Genomic DNA, 26,346 nt, shown 5'->3' on the forward strand with positions numbered 1-26,346 from the left:
CGCCATGTTCGCTTGCCGCCGCGCCGTCGTTCGCGCGCTGATCGCCCTTGCCCTCGCGACATTCGTCACCGTCGCGCCCGCCCACGCCCAGAGCTGGGCGGAGAGCTGGTTCGACAATGTGACCTATACCTCCCCGGGCAGCTTCGAGGACCAGACGCGCGGCTACATCACGGCCGGTGGCATGTCGGGCCGCGTCGATGTCCACAATGACTATCTCATGTCGGTCAGCCTGCCCAAGGTCCGCGCCGGCTGCGGCGGCATCGACATGTTCCTGGGCGGGATGAGTTTCCTGGATCCTGACTATCTCGTCCAAAAGCTCGAAAGCATTCTTCAGGCCGCGCCCGCGGTCGCGTTCCAGTATCTGCTCGAAACGCTCGACGAGAAAATGGGGAACATTATCTCAAAGATGGAAGCGGCGACCAATTTCCTGAACTCGATCCAGGTGAACGATTGCCGGCTCGCCAATCGCATGGTTCAGATTGCCAAGGGCGATGACAATATGTCGGGAATCATCGAGGAGATGACCGGCTATCGCTCCGTCAAGCAAGGGTTTGCCAAGAGCTATCAGCAGAGCCGCGAGAGGATCGAAGCAAACAACAACAACCCGACCGAGGATCTGAAGGATTCGCTCGCCAACTGCCCGGCGGAAGTGACCGACATTTTCCGCACTGGCTCGCTGCTTTCGCATGCGGCGTCGCGTGTTGGCGCCAGCGACTGGGCGAGCGTGATGCGTGCCAGGGTCGGCGACGTCTATATGCGCTGGGACGATGGCGACCGTGTTCCACTCTTCACGGCCATTCCACAGTGCCCGGCGCAGGATACGGAAAGCGCGCAGGATTTCCTGACGGGTCGTGTCCAGCGCCGCACGCTCAATTTCCCGCCGACCGGCGCCGACTGCGGGCAGGATGGCAGCGGGCGAGGAGCGCTCGTCCTGGCGCGGGAGCGCATGCAGTCGATCGCCACCAAGATCCGCACGCGTGCCGCGCTGTCGGCCGAAGAGCGCCAGTTCGTGGCCAATGTCCGGACGCTGCCAGTCTATCGGATGCTCGAGTGGGGTGTGCGCCAGGGCGTCGTCGACTCGGTGATCGGCGACACGGACGAACTGGTTGCACTCACGCTCGCCTATCAAATGCTCAACGACCTCACCCGTACCATCGACTTCACGGTGACGAATGCGGAGCGCGGGGCGACGGTGGCGGGGTCAACCGACGGCAACAACAAAAACGTCTGCCAGACGCGAATATTGTCCAAGGGCATCGAGCAGTTGCGCGATCTCAGGGATGAAGTGCTGCGCCAGCGCGCGCAGATGCGTCAGAGCTACATGGCCGCGCTCAACCAGGCCAACCTCTCAGCCAACTATGCAGGACTGCTGCGCGAACGCGACCGCGATGCCCGCGACGCTGCCGGCGCTGCGGCCCGCAATCAATAGGATCGGATTCGAGATGCGTCGGTTTGCCAGGCTTTCTGCTGCCCTCCCCGCCCTGTTCCTCGCCTCGCCCGCACTGGCGGTCGATACGAGCTTCCACACCTATGACGGTTTTGCCGAGACGGTGGACGCCTTCCGCCTGGTCTCGATGATCTTCGGCGATCCGCGCTACGAGACGCTGGTGATGATCGTCGCAACGGTCGGAATCGGACTCGGCGCGATCATCGCAAGCGTGCGCGGGTCCGGCATGGGGCTCGTCGCCTTCGGGTTTCAGATTCTCATAGGTGTCGGCCTGTTTGTCGGGCTTATCGCCACAACCGGCACGGTCCATGTCTACGACCGGGTGCGCAACGCCTATCAGCCGGTAGGCGGGGTTCCCAACCTCCTCGTGCTCGTCGCAGGCGCGACCAACATGATCGAGCGGGCGATGGTCGAGACGATCGACGACAACACGCTCGATCCCAATGCCAAGATCGAATTCGGAGCCGGTGGGCACAGCTTCGACCTGTTCTTGAACGCCGTTTCGCCGCGCGGGCCGATGACCGACGTATTCCTGGATGCGACGATCAAGGACTATGTGCGCCAATGCTATCCCGTGGCCCGGGTGTCGGCCGCTTATGGCGTGGACGATGACCAGCTCTTTCGGACCTCGACCGATCTGCCCACCTCGTTTTCGGCGATGGCTGGGCCCGCCACCTTCTCGACGGTCTATACCGAAGCCGACAAGGGCGGCACGACGGTCAGTTGCAGTGATGCGTGGACGCATATCTCGGATCGCCTGTCCGACCCGGTCCTGTTTGATGGCTACACCAAGCAGATCTGCGCCCGGACCGGCTACGACACGGAGAATGCCCAGCAGATGGTTCGGTGCCGGGAGCAGCTAGGCGAAATGGGCCAGATGATGCTGGGCCGGCCGCTGAGCGCTCAGGCGTTCCTGACGCACATCCTCCTCGGCAACACGGTGGGCGACGTGCTGTTCGAAGATTCACCGGCGAGCGCGGCGCGAGTCATGGCTAATCGGGCTGTCATCTCCAGCGGCCTTGCGACCATGTCGGTGGCGAACGAATGGATGCCGACGATCCGCGCCACGGTGTTCGGTATCATGCTGTTCATGATCCCGATCGCGCTCCTGTTCATCCTGACGCCGATCAATTTACGCGTGGCGAGCTTCGCACTCGGGATGTTCGTCTTCGTAGCCCTCTGGGGAGTTATCGACGCGGGCATTTATCAGCTCACACTCGGTCGTGCGACGGCGACGCTCGCGGAGCTGCGCTCGAACGCGCTTGCGGCCAATGCCTGGTTGCTGGCCCCTTCGGCGGCGATGAAGGCGCTGGCGATTTTCGGCAGCTTCCGCACGGCAGCGGCCGGCCTTGCCGGAGCGTTCGTCTTCACCGTTTTCCGCTTCAGCGGCAATGTGTTCACGTCCTTCACGTCGGGCTCCCTCGGCGTGGCGAGCCAGGGCACGGCCGCCGCAGCGCCAATGGGTACAGCCGAGGGCCAAGCGTCGGCGCTGGAAGCGCAGGCCTCCGCATTGGGCACGCGCTCCCGTGCTGCGGCGGCATCGAGCTTCGGCGACTTCGGGGAACGATCGACCTTTGGTGCCAATCGTGTCTTCGGCGAGGCAAGCCATATCCTTGGCGAGCGACCCGGCACCTCAGGCGGGACGGCTATGGCGCTCGGCGGAATCGAGGGCGCTCGTCAGTTCGGGGGCCTTGCACCGGCCTTGGCGGGCCGGGATTTAGCCGATCCGGCGGTTGCGCGCGCCGTTCAGGCCAACGCCGCGACCACCGCGATTCACCAGTTCGCCGAAAAGGATGCGCTAAGGAGCCTGGGGACCGGCTATTTTGGCCAGGGCGAGGCCGGCGAGAGGACGTTCGCGGCCTTCAGCCAGAACCTCGTGCAATGGCGCGCGTTCGGCGATCAGCGAGCTTACGGCATGATGATGCAGGGGGCGACGCGACATTTCGAGCGGGCGGGCTATTCGGCCAGCGACGCAGAGCTCAAAGCCTCGGGCGTGATCGGAGAGGCCCAGGCCGATCCCACCTTCGCCAAGCTTATCGCCAATACATTCGACCAGGAGCAGATGCTGAGGAACGACCTCACGTCGGCGCAGATCCAGGTCGGTGCGATGGAAGGACGGCGCGACTATGCCGGCGACAACGTCGCGGGCGTCGAACGCGCGAACGTCGCAACCGAACAGGCGTGGCGCAGCGGCGGGAACCAGGGGCAGCGCGAGGCGGCCTCGATGCTCGGTCTTTCCGTCGACGAAACGTCACTCCGTGTCGGCTTCATCAACGCGCTTTCGGGCGAAGCCCGCAGCACTGCCATCACCCAGCTCTCGCGCGCCACGGGCAGGAATGAGGCGCAGGTCGTGGCGGCGCTCGAGCGCTACAATGCCGCTGTGCAGGTTGGGACCGCCGATGGTGCTAGCGCCGAGGCTGCCCGCGAAGGAACGAGCGTTTATGGCCGGACCAGCGAGGCGGCGGGCTATGATTTTGCCGAACGCTCGGGCAGGCTCGACGCGCAGCGCGAGGTTGGGACCGACGGCACGCGGGCCGCTGCGCGGATCGGCGAGCAGCGGCGGCAGTCGGAGAATTTCGGCTATGCTGAGGGCGCGGCGGCGGCCGGTGTCTCGACGCGTGAAGCGGCCCGGCTCGACAGCTTTATCCAGGCACTGAGTCGCACGGCCGGCAACCAGGTCGACATGGCCGAAGGCGGTGCGGCCGGCATCGCCGATCGCGCGCGTAACGAACGCCTGACCTCGATTGTCGACCGAGAGCGCTTGACCAGGATGCAAGGCCTGCTGGCCGAAAACGGCATCAAGCTCACAAAGCGGCAAATCGCGATGGACCAGAATGGCGATCTCAGCCTCAATCTGACGCCTGAGACGGCGGCTGGCATGTGGAAGGCTGGCCTCATCAACGAAAGCCAGCTCGGCGCCATCGCCAATGGCGGGCATGCGCGGTTCAGTTTCGCGCACAATGACCTACTCGTCTCAAGCGGGACGGATTTCAGCCGCTCGGCGCGGAGCGACACCAGCACGCGTTTCGAGGCGGGTAAGCAGGCGGGCCCCGATACGATTGAGCATTTCATGGGCGGCGGCGCTGAAGGCCAGGCCATGCTCGCCAACTGGCTGCGTGGCGGGTTCGAGATGGACCGCAACGGCGAGTGGCGGCTCAAGCCCCAGGCCGCCGACACGCTCCAGCGCGATGTTCAGGCAATCATGGCGCAGACTGGATGGCAGAGAACTCTGTCCCGTTCAGCCGCTGATCAGACGACAATGGGAACCACGGTTGGCCTCGAAATTGGGAGAACGATATCTACCTCAGATAGTGAAACCACGAGCGACAGCACGCGGTCTGGCAGAGGACGGCAACGAGGATCTACCCAGACAACTAGCAAAGGAAGAACAACAGCAGGTCGATTTGGTGGCGATGCAGGTTTTCGGAGCACGGATCAGGGATCCACTACCGAAGCCGCGCAATCCACGATGGACATTGTGAACTTCGATGTCCGGGAATCGATTGCTGCCGCTGAGCGTGCCGCAGCGCGCTCCGGCGATCCTGCAGCAACCTTCTCCCGTGAGCTGTCAAACCGTATCTTGGGGAGCGAAGGCATGCGCAATCGCTACCTTCAGGATGCTGATAACGGGCGCGCCACCTTTGATATCACCGGTCCGCTCACCTCGCTGGAGCAAAACTCTGTTCTCTCCACGGGCAGCTTCTCGACGGACATTGCTGGCAGTCCTGGGGACGGAGACAGTAACTTCAAGAAGCGCTAACGGTGCTTTCCGGTATGGGGATCAATGTAGCCTGGATTCAGCGGGTTTAAAGGGTTGCCGATCCAAAATGGCCCAGATCGGGGGTCGGACGGATCGGCGAAGGCGCGCGATCTCTTCACCATCCGCTCATGCTCTTCCCAAACACGCTGTCTCTCGGCTTCAGCCTCCTCATCGGACAGTGGCCTTCCCTCACCCTGTCCCACAAAGTTGTCGAGACGCTCCCTGACATAGCCGACGCCCAACACCATCAGCGCCGTCATCGGAAAGAACAGGACATTCAGATAGCCTGCCAAGCCTCCGCGGTAGAAGGACTCCAGGAAATCCACCTGCGTCGATATCGCCACACCCGCCCACCAGATCGGGATCGCGGTCCACCAGAGCTTCGCGTACCATGGCTTCCAAAGCCAAGCCGACAGTCGCGGAGTTTCCGCGAGCCCTTCGTCTTCCTTACTCTCGAGAGCTGCTTCCACCGGGAAATCCCTTCCCCCAAAACAATAACATCAATTCCGAACGCTATCCAATTTTCGCTTCCAAATCCCAGGAGAGAGTCAACCGCGGCACGCCCTTGGATATGGCTAGATTGCGCTCTCTATGTCGGTCCTGGAAAAGTCGCCTCCGACATAGAGAAGACGGCACCCGCGTTCCTTGGCGACATCATAGGCAAAGCAGTCCCCGAAGTTCAGGCCGGCCGGATGCACACCCTTGCCCCATTTCGAATAGGCAACCGCAATGCGTCTGGCGGCCGCGGCGCTGACGCTCACAACCTCCATCCCAAGCCCGTCGAGGAGGCCTGCGATCTCTTCTTCGACATTCCGCCTCGCCGACACGATCAGGGCTTCGGCAACCGTCCCCGCGGAAATGACCAACTCGTCCTCGGCCTCGATCGCGGAGATGCACGCAGCCGCTTGCGGCTCATCGAGAACAATCGCCATCAGCGCGGACGTATCGAGCGCAATCATGCGGGCATGCCATCGTCGCCATAGAGGAAATCCTGGCTGTGCGCCGCATCCGGCCCGCTCGCGGCCTTGGCGCTGCCCGCCTTCCGGGCCGCGTCCAAAAGCTTCCGCCGGGCTGCGCTATCCGTCACGGCGCGAACCGGCACCAATCTCACCGCCGCCGTTCCATGGCGCGTAAGAATGATCTCCTCGCCCGTTTCGGCGCGTCGCACCAACTCGGTCAACTGGCCTTTTGCATCGCTTACGGAAACCTGCACGGCATACCCCAAGATTCGAATTCCATCCCCGCGAAAATTGGACCATTTATTAGTCCAAGTCAAGATTCTTGAGGTGGGAACGCCAATCCTAAGGTCGACGTAGCAGTTTGCCCCACCGCCCTCTCAACCAGCCAAAGCCGTTCGCATCGGGTCGTGCCCCGGCACGTGGTGTAGCTCGACGGTAGCGAAGCTGACCGGGCGCGCGTTCACCAACAGCGCTGTAGCGGCCCGACAGCTTCGCGGGTGGCCATCGGATCTTCGGATAAGGTTGGGTGCGTCACTTGTCGGAATTTCCTCGCTTTTGTTATTCTCTGATGCTGATGACGATCTTTCCGAACGGGCCCCGTTCGAGGTGATCGAAGGCGGCTGGCGTGTCGCCGAAGCGGTAGGTCTTGTCGATCGCCGGCTTCAGGCTGTGTTCGTCGATTGCGCGGATCAAATCTTCGAAGGCTCGCCGGTGCCCTACCGTGATGCCTTGGATAATTGCTCTCTTCAGCATCATCGGAACGGCTGACAACACGATCTCCGAACCCTTCATGAAGCCGATTTGCGCGATACGGCCGCCGCTTGCGAGCGCCGTCGCGGACTGGCCAATATTGTCGCCGCCGATCAGTTCCAGAACATGATCGACGCCGCGCCCGTCGGTCAGATCGAGAGCCGCGCCGGACCATTGGGGCGTCGTGCTCGTGTCAATGACGCCCCATGCACCGAAGGCTTTTGCACGCTCCAGCTTCTCCGCGCTGCGAGAGGTGATGATGGCGCGGGCGCCAAAGGCGCAGGCGATCTGCAATCCGAAGAGCGCGACCCCGCCTGTGCCCTGCACGAGAACCGTATCTCCGGCCTTGAGCTTTCCGGTCTCGATCAGGGCGAACCAGGCCGTCAGCGCCGCAACCGGCAGGGTGGAAGTTTCTTCATCGGTCAGCGATGCAGGGGCTGCAACCGCGATGTCTTCATGAAGAAGCACATACTCTGCCAGCACGCCGGGCAGCGGCCCCCCGAGCGAGAGGCCGTGCCGGCTCATCTCCTGCGGCGGTTCGCCGTCGATCCATTGTGTCCAGAAGTTGCCCGTAACCCGATCGCCAGTCCTGAACCGCGAAACGCCGTGGCCGGTCGCGACGACTTCTCCCGCCATGTCCGAGACCGGCGTGAAGGGCATGGCGGGTCGATCCGGCAGCAGCTGGCCTTCCACCACCAGCTTGTCGCGGTAGTTCAGGGACACCGCCGACACGCGGACTAGCAACTCGTGGGCGCCGGGCGCAGGGACAGGCACCTCGGCCAGTTCGAGGTTCATCAGCCCAAATGACCGCAACTGCCATCGCTTCATTGTCTCGGTCATCGTCGATCCTTTCTCTCGTTGAGAGCAGTATCGTATTGACAACCGAATGGAATGAAGAGCGATAATTCCGGCGAACACTTCCTCCAGTTGGTCGTCAATGAGATGCGCGCGAACCTCCACTCCCAACTGCAAGGCATGTCGGCCTTCGTTCATTCCGTCGAAACTGGCAGCTTCACGGCGGCCTCCGTACGGATGGGCGTGTCGAAATCCGCGACCGGAAAGAGCGTGGCCCGATTGGAAGAACGCCTTGGGGTCCGCCTCCTCAATCGCACGACGCGGAGTCTCAGCCTGACGCCTGAGGGGCAAGCCTACTATCAGAGCTGCCTCAAGGTGCTGGAGGAGCTGAACACAGCGGAATCCCTGCTCGCCTCGCACAAGCGCTCGGTATCGGGAACCCTGCGTGTCAACCTGCCGGTCTCGTTCGGTCGGCTCTGCGCCATGCCCGTACTGATGGCAGTGGCTGAACAGAACTCCGATCTCGATCTCGATATTTCCTTTACGGATCGCCGGGTTGATCTGGTCGAAGAAGGCATCGACCTAGTGGTTCGGCTCGGCGATACCGGCGATCAGGCCAACCTCGCTGGGCGGCGCATCGGGACGCAGCGTTCATTCATCTGTGCATCTCCAGCCTACCTGGACCGGCGAGGCCGGCCTGCCAGCGTCAGGGACCTTGGCGATCACGATTGCCTTGCCTTCGCGCGTGATGGACGACCGCTTCCATGGGCTGTCGCCGACCGCGATGGCAGCGTCAGATCGCTCGTCATTCAGCCCCGGCACACGGTCAGCCACGGAGAGGCGCTGCGCGATGCGACCTTGAACGGGCTCGGACTGGCGTATCTCTCGACGTGGCTTGCCGGCGACGATATTCTGCATGGGCGTCTGGAGGTGCTACCGATCCAGACCCCGCCCGAGGATGTGTCCATTTTCGCCCTCTGGCCGCGATCCCGCGATCTGTCGCCAAAGGTGCGCGTGGTGGTCGATGCGCTTGTCGAGGCGTTCATGCCTCTCCCGCCGTGGGACCGGGACATCGCTCCGGTGCTCGGAGCACTCTGAAGAATCCGGACGCAGGGCACCCGGCGCCATCAACCGCTTCTCCCCTTCTGAAGCGTCAGCACGACGATTCCGGCGACGGCGGCGGCCGCGCCGACGATTGCGATCGCGGTCAAGCCGAATGCGCCGATCACGCCGCCCCCGATCAGAGAGCCGAGCGCGATGCCGGAATTGAACCCCGCGATGTTGAGTCCCGCCGCTGCCGCCAGAGCCTTTGGCGCATGACGTTCGGCGATGCCTATGACGCGGGCCTGCATGGCGGGAACCGCCGCATAGGTCAGTGCGCCGAGCGCCGCGATCAGCACCGCCATGGCGGGCACGGAATGCACAGCCGGCCACATCGCCGCCAGCACGATTGTCAGGCCGACGAGAACGATCATCACCGCCTTATCGGGACCGAGCCTGTCGGTCATGCGCCCGCCGACGAGATTGCCGATGGCGGCCGCGACGCCATAGACCAGCATCATCGTGCTGACCCAGGCTGCGTTCATCCCGGTCACGTCGATCAGCAGCGGCGAGATGTAGGAGAACAGGCAGAAGGAGCCGGTATAGGCCAGCACAGTAATGGACGCCGCCCCGAGCAGGCGCCGGTCGATCAGCGCCAGGAGATTGTGCAGGGCGTCCTTCGCCTCGCCGCCATCCCGCCCGTTCGGCATCAGCAGCGCCAGACCGGCCACGCCGATCGCGCCGCAGATCGCCACGCCCATGAAGATGGTTTGCCAGCTCCAGACGCCGCCGAGGAAGGTGCCAATCGGCACGCCGAATGCGAGCGCCAGCGTCAGACCGCCAAATACGACGGCCACGGCGCTGCCTGCACGTTCGGGTGCGACGAGCCGCGTCGCGGCGCTGGACGCGACGGCGAGGAAAACGCCATGGCCCAGCCCCGACCCGAACCGCGCCGCCAGCAAGGATGTGAGATCGCCGGACAGGCCGACGAGGAAATTGCCGACGGTGAATACGATAATGGCCGCGAGCAGCAGATGCTTGCGGCTCCAGCTCGCGGCGAGCGCCGTCAGGATCGGTGCGCCGATGGTCGCGCCGATGGCATAGGCGGCGACGGCGGCACCCACTTGCTCGACATCGACCTTCAGGTCGGCGGCAATGTCCGACACCAGGCCGATGGTGACGAACTCGGTGAAGCCCAAGGCAAAGGCCGAGAGCGCGAAGACGTAGATGACCAGCGGGATACGGCCGGCCTGCGACGTGGAATCGTCCCGTTCTTCCATGGTCGGGACGTTCCTCATCGCGTTTCCCCGCCATTCAGCGCCTCCAGCGTTAGCTTGGCGGTCGGGGCCGAGGACGCCGGGTTCTGGCCGGTAACGAGGCGACCATCGGCAATGGCAAAGGGCTGGAAGTCGGCGATGCTCTCGTAACAGCCGCCCAGCTCGCGTAGGCGAGTTTCGAGCAGGAAGGGCACGGCCTCGTCCAGCCCGGCCCCGCGTTCCTCACTGTCGGAGAAGCCAGTGACGCGGCGGCCCTTCACCAGCGGAGTGCCGGTTTCGTCCATGACGTTTACCAGCCCGGCGGGGCCATGGCAGACCGCAGCGACAACCTTCCCCTGCGCCCATGCCTTGCCGAGTAGCGCCGCCAGTTCGGCGCTCTCGGGCAAGTCCCACATGGTTCCGTGGCCACCGGGCAGGAACACCGCGTCATATTGCGAGATGTCGATGGCGGAGAGCGGCAGGGTCTCGGTCAGTGCCTTCGATGCAGCTTCGTCGCCGAGGAAGCGGTCAACGCTCGCCTCGTTCTCTCCCTTCGGCTTGACCGAGCGCGGGTCGATGGGCGCGGGGCCGCCCGCAATGGAGGCCAGCGTCACCGACGCGCCGGTGTCGAGGAAGGCGTAATAGGGTGTTGCCAGTTCCTCGAACCAGAGGCCGGTCGGCTTGTCGCTGACGCCCATGGTGCTGGCGGAAGTGAGGATGAAGAGGATTTTGATCTGGGAGATGAGTTCGGTCATGAGACGGCTCCGTGATTGGACTGCGCGTGCCTGACCGATCCAGAGCCATGACAGAAATCGTTCATTCTGCTATCACTCATAAATATTCTTATGGCTGATCCGAGTTGAACCACCTCATCTATCTACGCACCTTCCTCGACGCCTACCGCGCCGGCTCGCTCACAAAGGCGGCGCAGCGGCTCGGGATCACCCAGCCGGCCGCCTCAGCGCATATCGCGGCGCTGGAGACCATGCTCGGCAAGCCGCTGTTCGTCCGGCAGGCGCGCGGAGTGGCTCCGACGCCGGCGGCCGACGATCTTGCCCGCTCGGTCGCCGCCCATCTCGATGGGATTGAGACGACGATGGGGGCAGCGCAGGCGCGGTCGTCGAAACTGAGCGGCACGGTGCATATCGTCGGGCCGGCCGAATATCTGTCGATGCGCGTTGCGCCACGGCTCGCGCAGCTGATCGGCGAAGGCTTACGGCTGCGCATCCAGACGGGCGACCGGGCGCGTATCTATTCCGCGCTCGACGAAGGCCATGCCGATCTCGCCGTCACCGCCTCGCCGCCCGAAGGCAAGGCGCATGGCTTCGCGGAGCTGGAGCGGGAACGGCTGCTGCCGGTGGCGGCCCCGAGCCTCGCCGAGCGAGCGAAGGCCAGGAGCGTGACGGCCGACTTCCTGTGCGGCCTGCCGTGCATCGCCTATGGCGAGACCCTGCCGCTGGTGCGCGAGTTCTTCCAGCGCGTGTTTGACAAGATCCCCGAGATGCAGGCCGTGGCGACCGCGCCCGACCTGCGCCTGCTTCTGGAGATGGCGAAGGCCGGTGCAGGCTGGACGGTGCTGCCCGACTATCTCTGCGCCGATGCAATCACAGCCGGCCAACTCGCCGTGTTGTCGACGCCGGGCGCGATACCGGAAAACACGCTCTACCTCGCCTGGAACAAGCCCACGCTGCGCCATCCCCGCATTGTCCATGTGCGGGATTTCCTGCTGAGGAAAGGCGCGCGCGAGCCATAACTTCATTCGCCGGTCCCCAGGACAGGTGACGGCGACGCGTTGTCTTGCGAGGTCATATTGCGGTGCCCCTCGCGTTTGTCGAGCCAGCCACTCCACAAGGTCAGCAAGTGGCCCATGCCCACCATGATCGCGCCGACCCGCGGCGTAGCGCCAAGGCCAAGACGGGATACCCCACCAAACGGGCGATGATCGCGCCAGGCGAAATACCTGCATTTGCAGCCGACACGTTGATTGTGGAGGCGATGTCCACGTTTCCGGGCGGATCCGATAAAGGCCTCGACGCGCGAGGCCCTCGACGCGCTTCATGAGGAGGGACTGTTGATCGTCATGCTGACCGGGGACAGTCGCGGCACGGCCGAGGCAGTTGCGAAGACAATCGGTGGCATCGGCGAGATTCATGCCGATCTCAAGCCTGAGGACAAGGCCCGGATCATCGCCGAACTGAAGGCGAAGGGCGCGCGCGTCGCCATGGCGGGTGACGGTATCAACGACGCGCCGGCACTCGCTGCAGCGGATGTGGGGATCGCCATGGGGACAGGCACCGACGTTGCTATCGAGAGCGCGGGCCTGACCCTGACGAAGGGTGATCCGGTGGTGATGGTCAGGGCGCGCCGGCTCGCTCGCGCAACCATGACCAATATTCGCCAAAGCCTGTTCTTCTCCTTCCTGTTCAACGGCATTGGTGTGCCGATCGCAGCTGGCGCGCTCTATTCGGTAGCCGCCATCCTGCTCTCGCCCATGTTCGCGGGCACCGCGATGGCCCTGCCCTCCTTTACGGTGGTTACCAATGCGCTGCGGCTGAACGCCGTGCGGCTCGACGCGAGCCAGTCATGAACATAGACCAGGCCGTGCAGGCAAGCGGTGGTCGCAGCGGATGATATCCATAAGAGGTGCCAATCTCCAGGATCGTCGGCGCCTTCAAACTGAGCGCGAGGATATTGATGAACTAGCCGGTCTCGGGACCGACTGCCAGCAATCGCCCCTCCGTCCCGCTTTCGGGAAGCTCGGACCTTGAGCTGCTGCGCTCCTCGCGGATGCGCGCATGAAACTGATCGAGCACTGTTGCCTCTTCGAACAGGCGCACCGCCCGGTAGACAGTCGCGATCGAGATGTTGGGGGCGGACTTATTCACGCGACATGAAACTGTTCGACATCCGGATGGTCTTCCGATTCCGACAGGACACTGGCGATGATGCGCATGGCCCCGATAATCCGGAGCGCTTTGCAGACAGATTGCTTCCAGATCGATGCTGGCTTCATGCGGACTGCGCTTCGTGGACGACCTGGGTGAGATGCTTGACAGGCTTCGTCGCGGTCAGGCTAGAACTTCCTGAAAGACACTGAAGCCCTCGAACTGGGGCGGTCCGACGGTCAGCGGCTTGCCTGAACCCGCACCGGCGTGCGCGGTGCGGAACTGCTCGGATCGCGTCCATTCCTGAAAATCCTCCTCACTGCGCCAGACAGTATGCGACGCATAGAGCACATGGTCCTCGCCCACGGGACCGCGCAGCAGATGGAAGGCGACGAAGCCGGGTACTGTCTTGAGCAGCACGTCACGTTCGAGCCAGCGCCGGGTGAAGGCCTCCTGCTCTTCCGGTTTCACCTTGAAGCGGTTCATGGCGATATACATCAGGAGACTCCTTTCAATCGATGGGGGAGAGCGGGCTTACCATCTGCGGCAGCACGAAGGGACGGTCGGACGGCACCGCGCCGGGATTGAGATCAATCTCGAACAGATCGGCGAGCATTGTTCGGGTCAGGACAGCCTTTGCCGGGCCATCTGCGACCACCCGGCCGCGTTTGAGCGCGACGATGCGATCGGCAACGCGGGCCGCCCAGTTGAGATCGTGCAGGACCAGCAGGACGGCGCCACCGGCGCTCGCATGGGCCCGGGCGACGTCGAGCACGCGGAGCTGCTGGGCGGGATCCTGCGCCGCGATCGGTTCGTCGAGAAACAGCGCGCCGCGCCGCCTTGACTCAGCACCTGCGCGCAATTGCACAAGTACGCGCGCGAGGTGCGCGCGTTGACGCTCGCCGCCAGATAATGTTCCGATGAGGCGGTTTCGCCAGCCTTGCAGATCAACCTCCGCCAGCGCGTCTTCGACCAGCGCTCGGGAGGAAGCTGCCGATGGCCTACCCAAGGTCAGCTTCAGGCCAAGCCGCACGAGTTCTGCGACGGTGAAGCCCTCCCCGCCTGTTTGGCGCTGCGAGAGAACCGCGCGTCGCTGAGCCAGTCGTGCTGGCGCAAAGGATCCGATCGGCATCCCGTCGATCAGTATATGTCCGGTGGTAGGCCGCACCGCGCCGCTTGCGAGATGGATGAGCGAGGACTTCCCGGCGCCGTTCGGCCCGATCAGCACCGTGATCTCCCCGTCCCGAATGGTCAGATCGATGTCATCGGCCAGGCTGTGACCGTCAATCCTCCAGGTGACATGGTCGATCCGGATCATAGCCGCGCCATCCTTCCTCCGTCGCGCAGCAGCAGCCACAGGAAAACGGGCGCGCCCAGCAGCGCGGTGATGATGCCGACCGGGACTTCGGCAGGAGAAGCGATCGTGCGCGCCAGCGTATCGGAGAGGACCAGCAGTATGCCGCCGAGCATGGCGCTGGCCGGTAGGACGATGCGATGATCGGGGCCGGCGATCAGGCGCACGAGATTGGGAACCAGCACCCCGACGAAGCCGATGATGCCGACGGACGCCACCGCTGCCCCGGTCATCGATGCCACGGCGAGCAGCGAAAGACGCTTTGCGCGCTGCACGTCGACGCCGAGATGGAAGGCGTCCATTTCGCCGAGCAACAGCGCATTGAGGCTGGGTGCGAGAAAGCACAGGCACAACCCGCCAAACCCCAGGAAAGGCAGGGCTGCACCGATGCCTTGCCAGGTAGCGCCTGACAGGCTGCCGAGCGTCCAGAAACTGAGGTCGCGCAGCGCCTTGTCGTCGGCAAGATAAACCAGAAGGCCTGTGAAGGCCGCACAGAAGGCAGCCAGCGCGATGCCGCCGAGCAGGACGGTCGCAATCGAGGTCACGCCCTCGCGGGTGGCGAGCGCGTAGAGGATCGTCGTGCCGAGCAGCGCCCCAAGAAGCCCGGCAAGCGGTTGCGCCCAGTTCCCGAGCGGCTGCAGGATTGGAGCCAGCACACCACCGCCCAAAACGATGACCAGCGCGGTGGCCAGCGCTGCGCCGGCCGACACACCGACGAGGCCGGGATCGGCAAGCTGGTTGCGGAACAGGCCCTGCATGACCGCGCCCGACGCCGCCAGCGCGGCGCCGGTCATGAGTGCGAGCACCAGCCTTGGCAGGCGGATGCCGCTCATGATCAGCCAGGCAACCTCCTGATCGGGCGACATGGCGACATTGCTCCAGTGCGTCCGAACGAGGCCCGGCAGTGTCGCGAGACCGGCATCGGTCGCGCCGAGATCGAGCGCGAGCAGACCGGCGAGGACCATGCCGGCCGCCAGCAGCAGAAGCAGTGTCACCACGCCAGGGCGGCGGGTAGACGATCGCGATCGCGAGGGGACCATGTCAGACCGCTTGCAGGCGGCGCGCGAGATCGAGCGCCGCGACCGGCGTGCGTGGTCCAAGGCCAAGGAGATAGCTCCCGTCCATCCTGATCAGCGCATGGCGGCGGCCTGCCGGCGTCAGACGGAAGCCAGGTGTGTCGAGAGCGTTCACATCGATGCTCGGCCCGGCATGGTCCATGGCCAGAACGGCGTCAGGCGCCAACGCTGCCAGCGCCTCGTCACTGACTGGCTTGTAGCCGTCGAGCGTAGCGGCCGCATTGATGCCACCCGCAAGCGCGATGATAGCGTCGGCCTCGGTGCCCTTCCCCGCCACCATGGGGCGCCCGTTCTGGAGCGAGAGGACGAACAAGACGCGCTTGCGCACCGGATGCGCGCGCCGGAAAGCTCCGAGTTCGCGAAATCTCGCATCGATCTTCGCATTGAGCCGCGTGCCTGCCGCCTGCACGCCGAACAGCGCCGCGAGCTGGCGCACGCGCGCCGTGACCGCAGCAGGCGAGAGCGTGTTGTCGATCGTCACCACGGAAATGCGCGAGGCACGCAGCTGATCGAGCGCTTGGGGCGGCCCGGCATCGCCCATGGCCAGGATGAGCGTGGGCCGCATCGCCAGCACGCCTTCGGCGGAGACTGCGCGCATGTAGCCCAGGCTACGCTTCTCCTTGAGCGCGGCCGGCGGAAACTGGCTGGTCGTATCGACCGCCACGATGTGGTTCTGCTGACCGAGGGCGTAGAGGATTTCGGTGATGGTGCCGCCGATGCAGACCACGCGCGACAGATCCTGCGCTGGCGCCGCGAAGACCGAAACCGGCAGCGAGGCGCCGAGAAGGCACAGGGAGGTCTTCGCGAGGAAGTCGCGGCGAGCGAAATGGGGAGCGTCGGGAAGGGTCATCGGGGGCCTTCTGCGAAAAAAAGAAGTTATGCTGTTGCCTTGCATTATCATGTCTAGTGTGCGGCGAGGTAGAATTCGACCGGCATGGTCAGTTCGACCACATCCGGCCTGTCTGGCGGTATCGCCGGGAGCGGCTGCGCGCGCTTCAACGTATCGAGCGCCTCCTGGTCGAGGGTGGCGGACCCGGACCGCTGCACGATGGCTGAGGACAGAATCATACCGGGCCGGTTGATCGTGAAGCGGATATAGACGGTTCCTTCCTCCCGTCCGGCGCGGGCCCGGGCCGGATAGCGCCGGAAGCGCTCGAGACGCGCCAGAATCTCCCCTTCCCAATTCGGTTTGGCATCATTGGATGCGCGAGACGCGGCCGGCGCGGCGATAACCCTGGGTGCGGTCGTTTCAGGCGCGGGTGGGCCGGGGTCGACGACAGGGACAGGATCGTTCGTCTTGCGTGCCGCAGCGCTGGGTGGAACGAGCTGGATCATGGGGGGAGGCATGACCGCATCCGGGCTGGGCTCGGGTTTGGATTCCTGCCTCTCGATCTGCTCGGGACCTGGAGCGACATCCCTGAGCAGCTCGGGTGGGGCCGCCAGCGGCGCCAGATCCACCACGGTCAGCGCCCGGGAGGTCGTGGGCGGCACCGGATGGACGGTCTTCCAGGTGACGAGCGCAACCGCGATGACGATCGCATAGATCGTTGCCGCCCCGGCGATGCCGCAGAGGCGGGCTCGCCAGTCCATCGGCCGGTCGCAGTAACGGCCATAGGGTTGCGCAAGCGCACGGACCTCCACCGGATGCGGCCCGGAATGGGCAATCTCGTCGCCGGGATAGGTATCTCCCGGATAATAGGACCGCATCACGACATAGCCTGGAAAAAGGTCGTCGCCGTGGTCAAAGGCCTTGAGCTGTTCGCGTCTCATGATGCTGTTCCTGCTCGGTGATACCTGTCGGCGCGCGGGTGATGCACCGGCCGACAGGGTCGGTCCTCGATTGCCTCACCCAAGGCGGCTATCGGCCAGCGACTGCACGCGCGCGAAGGCTGTCTTTGCGCCGGCGATAACACGCACGTCTTCCGCGGGCGTCAGATCGAGGGCATCGAGAGCAGCGGTGAAAGTGCGCCAGTGCGCGGCCGGACCTCCGGGCGCGGGCGCGAGATGGCGGCCGCCATGCTCATCGGAAAGCCCCAGCTTCGCGACCGCCTTGCGTAGCAAGGCCGCGCCCATGTTCGACCCCTCGGCAACATAGAGCCAGCCCAGCGCGGTAGGCACGTCCACACCTTGCGCGCTGAATACCGGGGCCTCGTGAACTCTCGGCAGGGACCGCCCGAGATCGGCAAGATCGGCCTCGATCAAAAGAAGGCGGCTGCGCAATTCGAGATCGGGAATGAGCGTTTTCAGATCGGGATTGTCGTAGAGCGCGTCGATGTCGCGGTGAAACAGATACTGTACTTCGGCGAACCCGGCATAGCCTTCGACGCTGTCAAAAGCGGCGGCGGCCATGATCGAGCTGTCTAACGCCTCATGGGTCTCTGTGGTGAGGGTTTTCAGGCGCAGGGAACGCGACTGGTCGAGTGTTGCGATTGTCATAGATGCTCCTTTTGTAAATTGATCGTTGGTCATGGGCGCGGGCCGGTGAAACAGGCGGCAACGCGGTCGATGTCGGCATCCTCGAGCGTGCCGGCCTGCCAGCGCAGCGAAAGCCATCCGAGAAGGTAATCGTAGCGTGCGCGGGCAAGATCACGTCGCGCTTCGAGCCGCTGGCGCTCGGCGTCGAGCACATCGAGATTGGTCCGCTCGCCGCCCGCTATGCTGCGCTCGGTCGCATGGACGCGCTCGGCGGCGGCCGAGGAGGCCCGCGCATAGGCATCCATGCGCATCGGGCTCATTTCGACGAGATTGAACTGCTTTTCGAGATCGTCGACCAGTTCAAAGGTCGCGGCGTCGAGCTTGTAGCGCGCTTCCTCCAGCGCGTTGCGCGCCTGCGTTGCCGCTGCCGAAACTCCGCCACCTGAATAGAGGGGCACGCGAACCTGGATGCCGACGCTCGCTGTTCGATAATGCTGGCCGATCACATTCTCGGTGTCGGATTCCGAGGTGCGATGGCGGGCATAGGCGGCGACGGTCGGCAGGCCCGCCGCCCGCGCCTCCTGGACCTGACGCTCGGCGACCTGGATCATGCTGCGCTCGGCCGCCAGTTCGGGATTGTGCGCCAGCATCCGCTCTTTCCAGAGCGCCAGCGGTTCGGGTTGGCCCACTAGCGGCAGGCAACGCTCATTGAGCGGAGCCGGATCGCCCGCCGACACGAGGCCAAGGAGGATGCGCAAGCCATTACGCGCGGTTCGCAGCCGATCCTGTGCCTCGAGCAGCTTGGCCGCCGCCAGATGCTGCTGCGCCTCGACTTCCGTGCGATCCGTGCGGGTGCCTTCACCCAACACCACGAAGCGTTCGACGCGTCTGGCATCCTCGTCGAGCGCCGTGACCTGCCCTTGCGCGAGTGTCAGGTCATCGAGCGCGTAGAGCAGATCGGTATAGGCCTGCAGCACCCGGACGGCGAGTGCCTGGCGCGCCCGTTCCTCGGTGAAGCGGGCGGCTTCGCCGCGTGCGACCCCCGCCTTGTAGCGGGCGCCGGCGGCCGCATTGAAAAGCGACTGCGAGAGCATGAAGCTTGAGGCGAAGCTGTTATAGGTGATGTCCTGGCCGACGGACTGTCCGGCATAGGTTTCGCGAATATTGGACCAATTGCGCGAGCGATCGTAGCTATAGCTCAGGCTCGGCCGCAGGCCTGCTCGCGCGATCGCGCGTTCCTGTGCGTCGGCGCGCTGGCGCGCCTGCGCCGCGAGCCAGGTCGGATCGGCCTCCAGTGCCAGCGCATAGGCGCGGCGGAAGTCGATCGGAGCGCCGGTGGATGCCGCAGCGACATGATCGGACTGGGGATCGTTGTCCTGCGCTTCCAGCGCCGTAGGAGAGAGCGACAGAGCCAGCACGAGCGAACAGAGGATTGGCTTCACTTGTCCCCCCAAGCCGTGCGCATGCGGTCGAACAGGGGCTTGAAGATGTAGTTGAGCAGCGTGCGTTCGCCGGCGCGCACGAAAACCTCGACCGGCATGCCAGCGCGCAGCGGTTGATCGCCAAGCTTAAGACGAACAAGCTCGTCAGGTCCGACACGGATGCGCACCGTGTAGTAGGGCTGGCCATTCTTCTCGTCCTCGAGCCGGTCGGCCGAGATCAGTTCGACCTTGCCCGTCAGGCGCGGCGTCGAGCTGCGATCGAAGGCAGTGAACAGCAGGTCGACCGGGAGACCGGCATGGACCTTGTCGATGCTGTCGACCGACATATGGCCTTCGACGATGAGCGGGGCGGCATCGGGCACGATCTCCATGATGCGGCCGCCCGGAGGGATGACGCCGCCCACGGTATGCGCGGCAAGCCCGACGACGAGCCCTGACACCGGGGCGCGGATCTCGGTGTGCCGCAGCTCGAAGCGGGTACTGTCCTGCTTGGCAGCGAGCGATTGCGCTTCGAGCCTTGTATCGGCGAGATCGCCGCGCACATCCTGCTGCCATGCTTCGCGGCGCTGCTTAAGGCTCGATTGCAATTGCGCCGCCTGTCCTCGCGCCTGACCGATGCTGCCGAGATCGCGCGAGATGTCGGACTGGATCGAGGAGCGCAGCCGCTCGGTTTCGAGCAGGCGGTTGCGCGCGACATAGCCTTCGCTCGTCAACTGCCGCATGTTGCCGAGCTGTTCGTTCATTGCCACGAGTTGCTGGCGCTTGTCGCCGATCGAGGCTTCCAGCCCTGCGATCAGAGCGCGTTGACCAGCGATCGATTCCTCGATGCCCATGAGTTCGCCCTGCAGGGCGGCGCGGCGGCTTGTGAACAGCTGGCGCTGCAGGGTCAGGGCGCCAGTGACGTCGGCATTGCGGCTGCGCTCGAGATCGGCGGGGAAGGCCGGCGCGGCCAGCCCGTCGCGCTCGGTGAGCAGGCGCGCTTCCTTGGCGCGGGCGGTGGCAAGCTGGATCTCAACGCTCTGCGTTTCGGCTCCGGCCCTTGTTGGATCGAGCTTGACAAGCACTTCGCCGGCGCGGACGCGGTCACCCTCCCGGACATTGAGTGCCGAGACAATGCCACCGGTCTGGTGCTCGACGGCCTGGCGATTGCCGGTGACGATGACGACGCCTGGCATAGGCACGCCATTGTCGAGCGGCGCGAAGGCCGCCCAGAGCACGAAGCCGCCGAAGCCCAGCACTAGCAGCAACCAACCCAGGCGAGCCGGTCGCCTGGCTGTTTCGCCCTCCGCCTTAGCCTCGCGGTCGAGCTCTTCGACCGTGGGTTTGCCATCACCCTCGGGCTCGCGGCCGATGCCGCGCAGAAATTCGCGCCACTGCGTCCAGGCGCGGCCCCGGGGCTGAAGTTCTTCGGTATCCATCTTCGTCATGCCCCCGCTGCGCCGCCGCCCGCACCCATGTCCGTCACCGCGCCATTGGGCTTGATCGCGCCGCCCCCGATCGTACCCGGCATCGTCAGCACCTGACCCGGCGTCTCAGCCGGGCGTGGGCTGGCTCCTGCACCGCGCATCCGTGCGATCACTTCCGCAGTCGGACCGAAGGCCTGGGCACGGCCGTCCTTCAGCACGATGAGCTTGCTGGTCACTTCGAGAACCTTAGGCCGATGGGTGACAAGGACCGTCGTGACCTTGCGCTCGCGCAGCCGGGCAAGCGCCGCGAGCAAGGCTTTGTCGCCTGCCTCATCAAGGCTAGCATTGGGTTCGTCGAGGATGACGAGGCATGGATCGCCATAGAGCGCGCGGGCCAGTGCAATGCGCTGGCGCTGCCCGCCCGAAAGCCCTTGTCCTCCGTCACCGAGCGGAGTGTCATAGCCCTGTGGAAGAGTGATGATCATCTCATGCGCGCCGCCCAGTATGGCGGCATCTGTGATCAGGCTTGGGTCACTGTCCGTCTCGGCGAAGCGCGAGATATTCTCGGCCACCGTACCGGCGAACAGTTCCACTTCCTGCGGCAGGTAGCCGATATGGGGACCGAGCCGCTCCTTGTCCCATTGGGCGATGTCGGCACCATCGAGCCGGACCTTGCCGGCCTGCGCGGGCCAGACACCCCCGATGAGGCGTCCGAGCGTCGATTTGCCGGAACCGGACGGCCCGATGACGCCCAGCATGTCGCCGACTTCGAGCGCGAAGGTGACGCCCGACAAGGTCGGTGCCGCCGTTCTCGCGCCGGGCGGCATGGCGCCCGCGGCTTCTACCGAGAGGATGCCTGTGGGCGCGGGAAGCGGGAGACGCTCGGAACGCGGCGGATGCGCTGCCAGCAGCCCATGCAGCCGCTGCCATGAAAGACGCGTACTCGCCCATTGCCGCCAGGCGCCGATGAGCTGGTCGATCGGCGCGAGGGTGCGGCCCATGAGGATCGAACCCGCCACCATCATGCCGCTGCTCATGCGTCCGTCGATCACCAGCCAGGCGCCGAGCCCCAGTACCAGCGACTGGAGCGCGAGGCGGATGGTGCGCGAGATTGCACTGATCAGCGCGTTGCGCTCGCTGGCCTGCGCCTGACGGTGCACATAGCCGCGATGCGGGCCGCGCCACAGTCGGAACAGGCGTCCCAACATGCCCATGGACTCGATCGAATCCGAGTTGCGCAATTGCATCTCGACGCTGGCGGTCGCCTGCACCGAAAGCGCCCCGGCCTTCTTCAATAGATCGTGTGAGAGGCGCTCATTAAGCCAGGCAAGGCTCGCCAAAAGAATGATGCCGACCAGCGCGAGCCCACCGATCCACGGGTGGAACAGGAACATGACGATCAGGAAGAGAGGCGCCCAAGGCGCATCGAAGAAAGCAAAGACGGCGTTGCCAGTGAGGAACTGGCGGATCGCGTCAAGGTCGCGCGTCGCTTGCGCCGCATTGGCCTGCCCGCCGGCAAGGCCGCGCTCGAAAGCGGCCTGATGGACCCGGCGCGCGAGAAGATCGTCGATCCGCGAACCGGCATGGATGACCACGACGTTGCGGACATATTCGAGCCCGCCCATCAGCGCGAGGAGGCCGACCAGCATGGCGGTGAGCATACCGAGCGTGACTAGATTGCCCGAGGCGACGGCCCGGTCATAGACCTGCAGCATATAGAGCGAGGGCGCGAGCATCAGCAGGTTGGTGGCCGCGCTGAACGCGGCAACGCTGCGAATACTGTCGCGCAGACTCAGCACCGCGCTACGGATTTCGTCGACCGGGGCGTCTTGTCGCTGCATCGGGAGCTTTGTCCGTTGAGAACCGAAAGGGGGGACGGGTCGGGGCGACGACATGACGTCGCCGCCCTTTCCCTGTTCGCGCCTGTGGGGGTCAGGCAGCGAGCAGCAGTTCGCTCTCGGCGAGCGCCGACGAGCCGGTGAGGTCCGCGAAGGAATCGCTGACGTCCACGCTCTGGGCCGTGAGTTCGCTCAGCAGTTCGGTGGCGTCCCCGTTCATGAGGCCCCAGATGATCTGGAATACCTCGCCGTCCTGGCCTTCGGTGATCGCACTTGTGATGGGCGTGTCGAAGTTGATGGTCAGGAACAGGTCATCGGCGAGATTGTCGCCGTCAGCGTCGGCATAGAGCGAGATCGAGTCGAGTTCGCCGAACACCGTGTGGTCATCCGGGGAAGCGGGCGACGCCGGCGTCACCGTCGAGTTGAAGTAGTAATAGAGGTCGCCCGTAGCGACAAATTTGTAGCCATCCGCGTCCGACCCGTAGCTGTAGGTCTCGCCGCTCAGCGGAACGCCGAAATAGCTGTACCAGCTATTGTCCGCCGTCCCGCCAAAGGTGCCGGTGATGTTGGTGTGCGACCCAGTGAAGGCGCTTGCCCACTCGTTCAGGATATCGCTGAGCGAGTCGCTGGACGAAACAGTATCCGGCAGATTGCCGGCATCAGCGTCGGTAAAGGTAACGGTCATCATTCTTCTCCTGCTTTTGTGCTTCAGGATCGAACGATGAGGGACCATCCCTCATCGCCGGTGGAGATGGCCTTTGTTCCATCCCCCATGCGGAGAACCCCGCATGTTCGGTGCATCGACGCCCCTTTGCGGAGCGCCGTCAGAACTGCATCTGGATACCTCCCGTGAAGGTGCGGCCGGGCGCGGCGACCATCGCCATGAAGTCGCCCTTGCCATCGACGTAGCGGCGGTCGGTCAGGTTCTCGACCGAGGCGAAAAAGCGCACGCGCTTGCTGAGCGTGAAGCTGCCATACCAGTCGAACGTGACGTAGCTCGGCCAGACATCATAATCGATATTGTGGAGCAGCCCACCCGGACCGCTGTAGGTGAGCCGCACCCCGGTATCGAGCCTGCGCTGGAAGAGGCGCGCACCCAGCGTGGCGGTCACCTTGTCGATCGGAGATCCCATCACGCTGTTGAACGGTGCGCCGGCGACCACCTGAGCCTCGGCCCAGGCCTGCCAGGAGGGGTAGCCGGCGGCCTGCGCCATCTGCGCTTCAGCGGTCAGCGAACCGTCTTCGTTGGGCTGGTCATATTTGCTGGTGCCGGCGCCTGCCGGATAGAGATCCTGGGTGAAGGTGTTGTTGGACCCCGTATAGATCGTCGCGGCCGCGCCGGCGTAGACGAAGCCTGCATCGTAGCGCGCCTCGAGTTCGAAACCCCGGAAATGCATCGGTGTGCGGTTGTTGACGAACATGACCCGCCCAAGGCCGCTGATCGCGTCGAGATTGTCGCCGGGCAGGTTGTTGGCGATCGAGGTATAGAGATAATCCGTCGCGCGCGTGCTGAAGTAGCCGACCTTGGCGAAGAAAGCGTCGTCGCTCTTGAAGATGCCGTTGAAATTGACATTGGCGCCCAACTCCCAGGTGGTGGTCTTCTCCGGGTCGGCGTAGGGATTGGCGTACATGTTCGCGATGGGATCGCCCGGATGTCCACCGGTCATGAGGGTTTCGTTGATCGCTGGTGGGCGCCAGGACTTGGCCCAGCGTCCGTACAGTTCCAGCCAGGATGTCGGACGGATCGCCGCTGAGAAGGATGGCAGGAAGCGCCCCTGAGAGCGGTTCACGTCATACTCATAATATCCTGTGCTATCGATCCAGTTCGGAGTATAGCCCCTGGCCGTCCAATAGCCGCCAGAAGTGCCGAAGGCGACATCATAAGCAGCCGCAGCCGCTGCCTCTCCTCCCGATGCGGCCGCGCTGCAGATCGCAATAGACCGACGACCAGGCGCAGTCGTGGCAGAGGCTGTCGAGATACCGGTCGTTACGTCACAGCGGGTTGATGCCAGCATCTGCGCGAAGCGATCATTGTAGGTGCTCTTCACCCCGAGCACCTGCGTCGTGCCTTTCAGCCAGTATCGCTCGTAACGCAGCCCCGCCGCGAGCGTGAAGAAGTCGTTCTTCGCCTCGAAATTGGCGAATAGGCTCCCCATCGACCGGCGTCCGCGCGGGTTGAGCGTGTCGCCCTGGCCATATTGATTGTAGGTATCAATAATCCGCCCCTCGCGGTCGATCACCACACTCGAATTAGCCCGGTCCTGATAGAATTCGACACCGTAATTGGCTTTGAGCGTCGTCCCGTGACCAAGGTCGAACTGCGAGGTGTTGTCGAGCTGGACGCCATAGGTCTTGGTGCCGATGAGCTGGTTCGAGCCATAGCCATAGCCGCAATAGCTTTGCCACTCGACCGTGATGGGGTCGGTCTCGCAGTGACCATATTCCCAAGCGAAGTCGACCTGACTATCGCCAGGGACCATGCCGTCGGGATAGCGGGCATCGGTGTAGTTCCGGTTGCGCGTGTTGCTGTAGTAGAGCTTGAGCTTGAGATCGATCCACTTGCTTTCCGGCTTCCAGCTATAGTCGAACGCGAAATTCTGGTTCGAAATGCGAGACCATCCAAGAGCATCCCAGGCCGATCCATTGCTGTCGAGCGAACTGCTATAGCTGTCGCTGACGTTGTTGTAGTTCAGCCAGGTGCCGATGTAGCTCAACTGCAATTGGTGATCGCCCAGCGTCCAGCGCAGTTTGCCAAGCGCCGATTCCTGCTTCTGGCTCGCATATTTGATGCGGTTGATCTCTATCCCGTCATAGGAGGTGAGATTGTTGGCCGCAGTCTCGCCGTGGCTGCCGATATCATAGTCACCGATCTCACGGCGCGAGTAAGCCGCGATCACCTCAAGATTGTCCGTCAGCTGGCCGGCGATCGCCGCGCTGCCCAGGAACTTGACCCCGTTGCTGCCGGTCGTGGCGCGCACGCGTGCACCGATCCTGTCATTGGGACCATCGAGGATATCTTCCGGGTTGGTCGTCCGAAAATCGACCGTGCCGGCAATTGCCCCCGCGCCATGCACGTCGTTGCGCGGTCCCCGCTCGATCACCACCGAGGTGATCAGTTCGGGATCGACATACATCTGGCCGTTGCGCTGCTGGTGGCCGTTCTGCACGAAATTCTGGCGCATGCCGTCGATCATCATGTTGACGCGGCCGAAATCCTGCATGCCGCGGATGTTGACCGAGAGGCCGGGGTTGAGACGGTTGACCGCGCTGGTGACGCCGGGGACCTCCGCAATGAGGTCGGCGGCGTGGCGCGCCGGCGTGCGATCCATTTCCTCGCGCGTGACGACACTCACAGCCCGAGGTGCCGCGAAGATCTCATCGGCACCCCCGGCGGCCCCGCCGGTGCCGGCGTTGCCGCTGCGATCAATACCGCTGCCGCTGCCTTGCTCGCCTTCGACGCGAAGGGTCCCCAGATTGATTGCCCCGTCAGACTGCGCACTTTGCGGCGCGGGTTCCAACGTGACGAAACCATCCTTGATGCGATAGGTAAGCCCGGTGCCTGCCAAGAGCCGGCTCAGCGCTTGCGTCGCCGACATGCGCCCCAAAACGCCTGGCGAGGTTCGCCCACGCATCACTTCGGCGGCGGTGCTGACTTCAAGCCCCGACTGCTGCCCGAAATCCGCCAGCGCCTCGCTGAGCGGTTTGGAGGCAATATCATATTGGCTTGTCTTCGCTTCGGCGGATGACTGCGCCCGTGCCGCACCCGGCACACAAATGCCGATGGATGCGGCCGACGCCAGCATGGAAATTGCCAGCATCTGCCCGCGGGTGGATTTATGGTATTTTGAGGCCCCCAAATTCACGTGAATGCGCCCTTTCGTTCGTTGGAAGGGGATCACATGCAAATGCGAATTAATTGCAT

At 64.2% G+C, this 26,346-nt stretch carries 21 protein-coding genes and 2 pseudogenes; 5 read left to right on the plus strand and 18 right to left on the minus strand.

The genetic code is table 11. The features are described 5' to 3' along the window. The first annotated feature begins 4 nt into the window (after nt 1-4). Together PX554_RS19295 and PX554_RS19300 are read left to right on the plus strand one after the other, a co-directional pair. A complete protein-coding gene (locus PX554_RS19295) occupies nt 5-1,429 on the plus strand; it encodes a conjugal transfer protein TraH (RefSeq protein ID WP_275504105.1) in 1,425 nt (474 codons plus the stop codon). Nucleotides 1,430-1,442: 13 nt separating this feature from the next. Next, complete coding sequence (locus PX554_RS19300; protein ID WP_275504183.1) at nt 1,443-5,207, plus strand: conjugal transfer protein TraG N-terminal domain-containing protein; 3,765 nt, start codon at nt 1,443-1,445, stop codon at nt 5,205-5,207. On the opposite strand, the gene PX554_RS19305 is transcribed toward PX554_RS19300, so the two are convergent. From PX554_RS19305 to PX554_RS19320, 4 genes are all read right to left on the minus strand, one after another. After that, nucleotides 5,204-5,677, minus strand: a complete 474-nt coding sequence (locus PX554_RS19305) for a hypothetical protein (RefSeq protein ID WP_275504106.1) — start codon at nt 5,675-5,677, stop codon at nt 5,204-5,206. The two genes, PX554_RS19300 and PX554_RS19305, sit on opposite strands and share 4 nt — an antisense overlap. Nucleotides 5,678-5,782: 105 nt before the next feature. After that, entirely contained in the window at nt 5,783-6,166 is a 384-nt protein-coding gene (locus PX554_RS19310; RefSeq protein WP_275504107.1) for a type II toxin-antitoxin system VapC family toxin, read from the minus strand. Beyond that, the gene (locus tag PX554_RS19315) at nt 6,163-6,432 is read right to left on the minus strand and encodes a type II toxin-antitoxin system Phd/YefM family antitoxin (protein WP_275504108.1); all 270 of its coding nucleotides are present in this window, start codon (nt 6,430-6,432) and stop codon (nt 6,163-6,165) included. Before PX554_RS19315 ends, PX554_RS19310 begins: the two co-directional genes overlap by 4 nt. Nucleotides 6,433-6,724: 292 nt before the next feature. Then, a complete protein-coding gene (locus tag PX554_RS19320; RefSeq protein WP_275504109.1) occupies nt 6,725-7,756 on the minus strand; it encodes a zinc-dependent alcohol dehydrogenase family protein in 1,032 nt (343 codons plus the stop codon). Between the two features lie 51 nt (nt 7,757-7,807). Between PX554_RS19320 and PX554_RS19325 the strand changes: the two genes are divergently transcribed. Next, nucleotides 7,808-8,809 (plus strand): LysR family transcriptional regulator, encoded by a 1,002-nt coding sequence (locus PX554_RS19325; RefSeq protein ID WP_275504110.1) that lies wholly within the window; start codon nt 7,808-7,810, stop codon nt 8,807-8,809. Between the two features lie 29 nt (nt 8,810-8,838). On the opposite strand, the gene PX554_RS19330 is transcribed toward PX554_RS19325, so the two are convergent. Both PX554_RS19330 and PX554_RS19335 read right to left on the minus strand, forming a co-directional pair. After that, entirely contained in the window at nt 8,839-10,032 is a 1,194-nt protein-coding gene (locus tag PX554_RS19330; protein WP_275504111.1) for an MFS transporter, read from the minus strand. Nucleotides 10,033-10,046: 14 nt separating this feature from the next. Next, on the minus strand, nt 10,047-10,763 hold the full coding sequence (locus tag PX554_RS19335) for a type 1 glutamine amidotransferase domain-containing protein (protein WP_275504112.1): 717 nt from the start codon (nt 10,761-10,763) through the stop codon (nt 10,047-10,049). 104 nt (nt 10,764-10,867) lie between these two features. On the opposite strand from PX554_RS19335, the gene PX554_RS19340 reads away from it, so the two are divergent. Beyond that, on the plus strand, nt 10,868-11,761 hold the full coding sequence (locus PX554_RS19340) for a LysR family transcriptional regulator (protein WP_275504113.1): 894 nt from the start codon (nt 10,868-10,870) through the stop codon (nt 11,759-11,761). Nucleotides 11,762-12,019: 258 nt separating this feature from the next. Then, nucleotides 12,020-12,595, plus strand: a pseudogene (locus PX554_RS19345) (HAD-IC family P-type ATPase); the annotation flags it as partial. Nucleotides 12,596-12,809: 214 nt separating this feature from the next. Here PX554_RS19345 and PX554_RS19350 read toward each other — a convergent pair. The 12 genes and pseudogenes from PX554_RS19350 to PX554_RS19405 all read right to left on the minus strand — a co-directional run. Next, a pseudogene (locus tag PX554_RS19350) lies at nt 12,810-13,010 on the minus strand (transcriptional repressor); the annotation flags it as partial. Nucleotides 13,011-13,076: 66 nt separating this feature from the next. Beyond that, on the minus strand, nt 13,077-13,391 hold the full coding sequence (gene hmuQ, locus PX554_RS19355) for a heme-degrading protein HmuQ (RefSeq protein WP_275504114.1): 315 nt from the start codon (nt 13,389-13,391) through the stop codon (nt 13,077-13,079). Between the two features lie 13 nt (nt 13,392-13,404). Next, nucleotides 13,405-14,211, minus strand: a complete 807-nt coding sequence (locus PX554_RS19360) for an ATP-binding cassette domain-containing protein (protein ID WP_275504115.1) — start codon at nt 14,209-14,211, stop codon at nt 13,405-13,407. Next, nucleotides 14,208-15,242 carry a FecCD family ABC transporter permease gene (locus tag PX554_RS19365; RefSeq protein ID WP_275504116.1) on the minus strand — a complete coding sequence of 345 codons (1,035 nt, stop codon included), beginning with the start codon at nt 15,240-15,242 and terminating at the stop codon, nt 14,208-14,210. The genes PX554_RS19360 and PX554_RS19365 overlap by 4 nt, the downstream gene beginning before the upstream one ends. Nucleotides 15,243-15,288: 46 nt before the next feature. Continuing rightward, nucleotides 15,289-16,218: a heme/hemin ABC transporter substrate-binding protein gene (locus PX554_RS19370; RefSeq protein WP_275504117.1), complete on the minus strand. Its 930-nt coding sequence runs from the start codon at nt 16,216-16,218 to the stop codon at nt 15,289-15,291. 8 nt (nt 16,219-16,226) lie between these two features. Further along, nucleotides 16,227-17,093 carry a TonB family protein gene (locus PX554_RS19375; RefSeq protein WP_275504118.1) on the minus strand — a complete coding sequence of 289 codons (867 nt, stop codon included), beginning with the start codon at nt 17,091-17,093 and terminating at the stop codon, nt 16,227-16,229. Nucleotides 17,094-17,168: 75 nt separating this feature from the next. After that, a complete protein-coding gene (locus PX554_RS19380) occupies nt 17,169-17,759 on the minus strand; it encodes a biliverdin-producing heme oxygenase (protein WP_275504119.1) in 591 nt (196 codons plus the stop codon). A 29-nt stretch (nt 17,760-17,788) separates the two neighbouring features. After that, nucleotides 17,789-19,180, minus strand: coding sequence for a TolC family outer membrane protein (locus tag PX554_RS19385; RefSeq protein ID WP_275504120.1), 1,392 nt, complete (start codon nt 19,178-19,180; stop codon nt 17,789-17,791). After that, the gene (locus PX554_RS19390; protein ID WP_275504121.1) at nt 19,177-20,607 is read right to left on the minus strand and encodes an HlyD family type I secretion periplasmic adaptor subunit; all 1,431 of its coding nucleotides are present in this window, start codon (nt 20,605-20,607) and stop codon (nt 19,177-19,179) included. The genes PX554_RS19385 and PX554_RS19390 overlap by 4 nt, the downstream gene beginning before the upstream one ends. Beyond that, on the minus strand, nt 20,604-22,481 hold the full coding sequence (locus PX554_RS19395; RefSeq protein WP_275504122.1) for a type I secretion system permease/ATPase: 1,878 nt from the start codon (nt 22,479-22,481) through the stop codon (nt 20,604-20,606). The genes PX554_RS19390 and PX554_RS19395 overlap by 4 nt, the downstream gene beginning before the upstream one ends. Nucleotides 22,482-22,518: 37 nt before the next feature. After that, nucleotides 22,519-23,109 carry a heme acquisition protein HasA gene (locus tag PX554_RS19400; RefSeq protein ID WP_275504123.1) on the minus strand — a complete coding sequence of 197 codons (591 nt, stop codon included), beginning with the start codon at nt 23,107-23,109 and terminating at the stop codon, nt 22,519-22,521. A 139-nt stretch (nt 23,110-23,248) separates the two neighbouring features. Further along, the gene (locus PX554_RS19405) at nt 23,249-26,227 is read right to left on the minus strand and encodes a TonB-dependent receptor (protein WP_275504124.1); all 2,979 of its coding nucleotides are present in this window, start codon (nt 26,225-26,227) and stop codon (nt 23,249-23,251) included. Between the last annotated feature and the right edge of the window lie 119 nt (nt 26,228-26,346).

The organism is Sphingomonas pollutisoli (genome assembly GCF_029167165.1).
GTDB lineage: Bacteria > Pseudomonadota > Alphaproteobacteria > Sphingomonadales > Sphingomonadaceae > Sphingomonas > Sphingomonas pollutisoli.

Excerpts from the sequence above, each read along its gene's own strand:
- PX554_RS19390 (WP_275504121.1), bottom strand. The coding sequence starts at position 20,607 with ATGACGAAGATGGATACCGAAGAACTTCAGCCCCGGGGCCGCGCCTGG.
- PX554_RS19395 (WP_275504122.1), bottom strand. The coding sequence starts at position 22,481 with ATGTCGTCGCCCCGACCCGTCCCCCCTTTCGGTTCTCAACGGACAAAG.
- PX554_RS19325 (WP_275504110.1), top strand. The coding sequence starts at position 7,808 with ATGAAGAGCGATAATTCCGGCGAACACTTCCTCCAGTTGGTCGTCAAT.
- PX554_RS19300 (WP_275504183.1), top strand. The coding sequence starts at position 1,443 with ATGCGTCGGTTTGCCAGGCTTTCTGCTGCCCTCCCCGCCCTGTTCCTC.
- PX554_RS19400 (WP_275504123.1), bottom strand. The coding sequence starts at position 23,109 with ATGACCGTTACCTTTACCGACGCTGATGCCGGCAATCTGCCGGATACT.
- PX554_RS19370 (WP_275504117.1), bottom strand. The coding sequence starts at position 16,218 with ATGCAAGGCAACAGCATAACTTCTTTTTTTCGCAGAAGGCCCCCGATG.
- PX554_RS19380 (WP_275504119.1), bottom strand. The coding sequence starts at position 17,759 with ATGACAATCGCAACACTCGACCAGTCGCGTTCCCTGCGCCTGAAAACC.
- hmuQ (WP_275504114.1), bottom strand. The coding sequence starts at position 13,391 with ATGTATATCGCCATGAACCGCTTCAAGGTGAAACCGGAAGAGCAGGAG.
- PX554_RS19330 (WP_275504111.1), bottom strand. The coding sequence starts at position 10,032 with ATGGAAGAACGGGACGATTCCACGTCGCAGGCCGGCCGTATCCCGCTG.
- PX554_RS19335 (WP_275504112.1), bottom strand. The coding sequence starts at position 10,763 with ATGACCGAACTCATCTCCCAGATCAAAATCCTCTTCATCCTCACTTCC.
- PX554_RS19320 (WP_275504109.1), bottom strand. The coding sequence starts at position 7,756 with ATGACCGAGACAATGAAGCGATGGCAGTTGCGGTCATTTGGGCTGATG.
- PX554_RS19295 (WP_275504105.1), top strand. The coding sequence starts at position 5 with ATGTTCGCTTGCCGCCGCGCCGTCGTTCGCGCGCTGATCGCCCTTGCC.
- PX554_RS19375 (WP_275504118.1), bottom strand. The coding sequence starts at position 17,093 with ATGAGACGCGAACAGCTCAAGGCCTTTGACCACGGCGACGACCTTTTT.
- PX554_RS19310 (WP_275504107.1), bottom strand. The coding sequence starts at position 6,166 with ATGATTGCGCTCGATACGTCCGCGCTGATGGCGATTGTTCTCGATGAG.
- PX554_RS19360 (WP_275504115.1), bottom strand. The coding sequence starts at position 14,211 with ATGATCCGGATCGACCATGTCACCTGGAGGATTGACGGTCACAGCCTG.
- PX554_RS19405 (WP_275504124.1), bottom strand. The coding sequence starts at position 26,227 with ATGCTGGCGTCGGCCGCATCCATCGGCATTTGTGTGCCGGGTGCGGCA.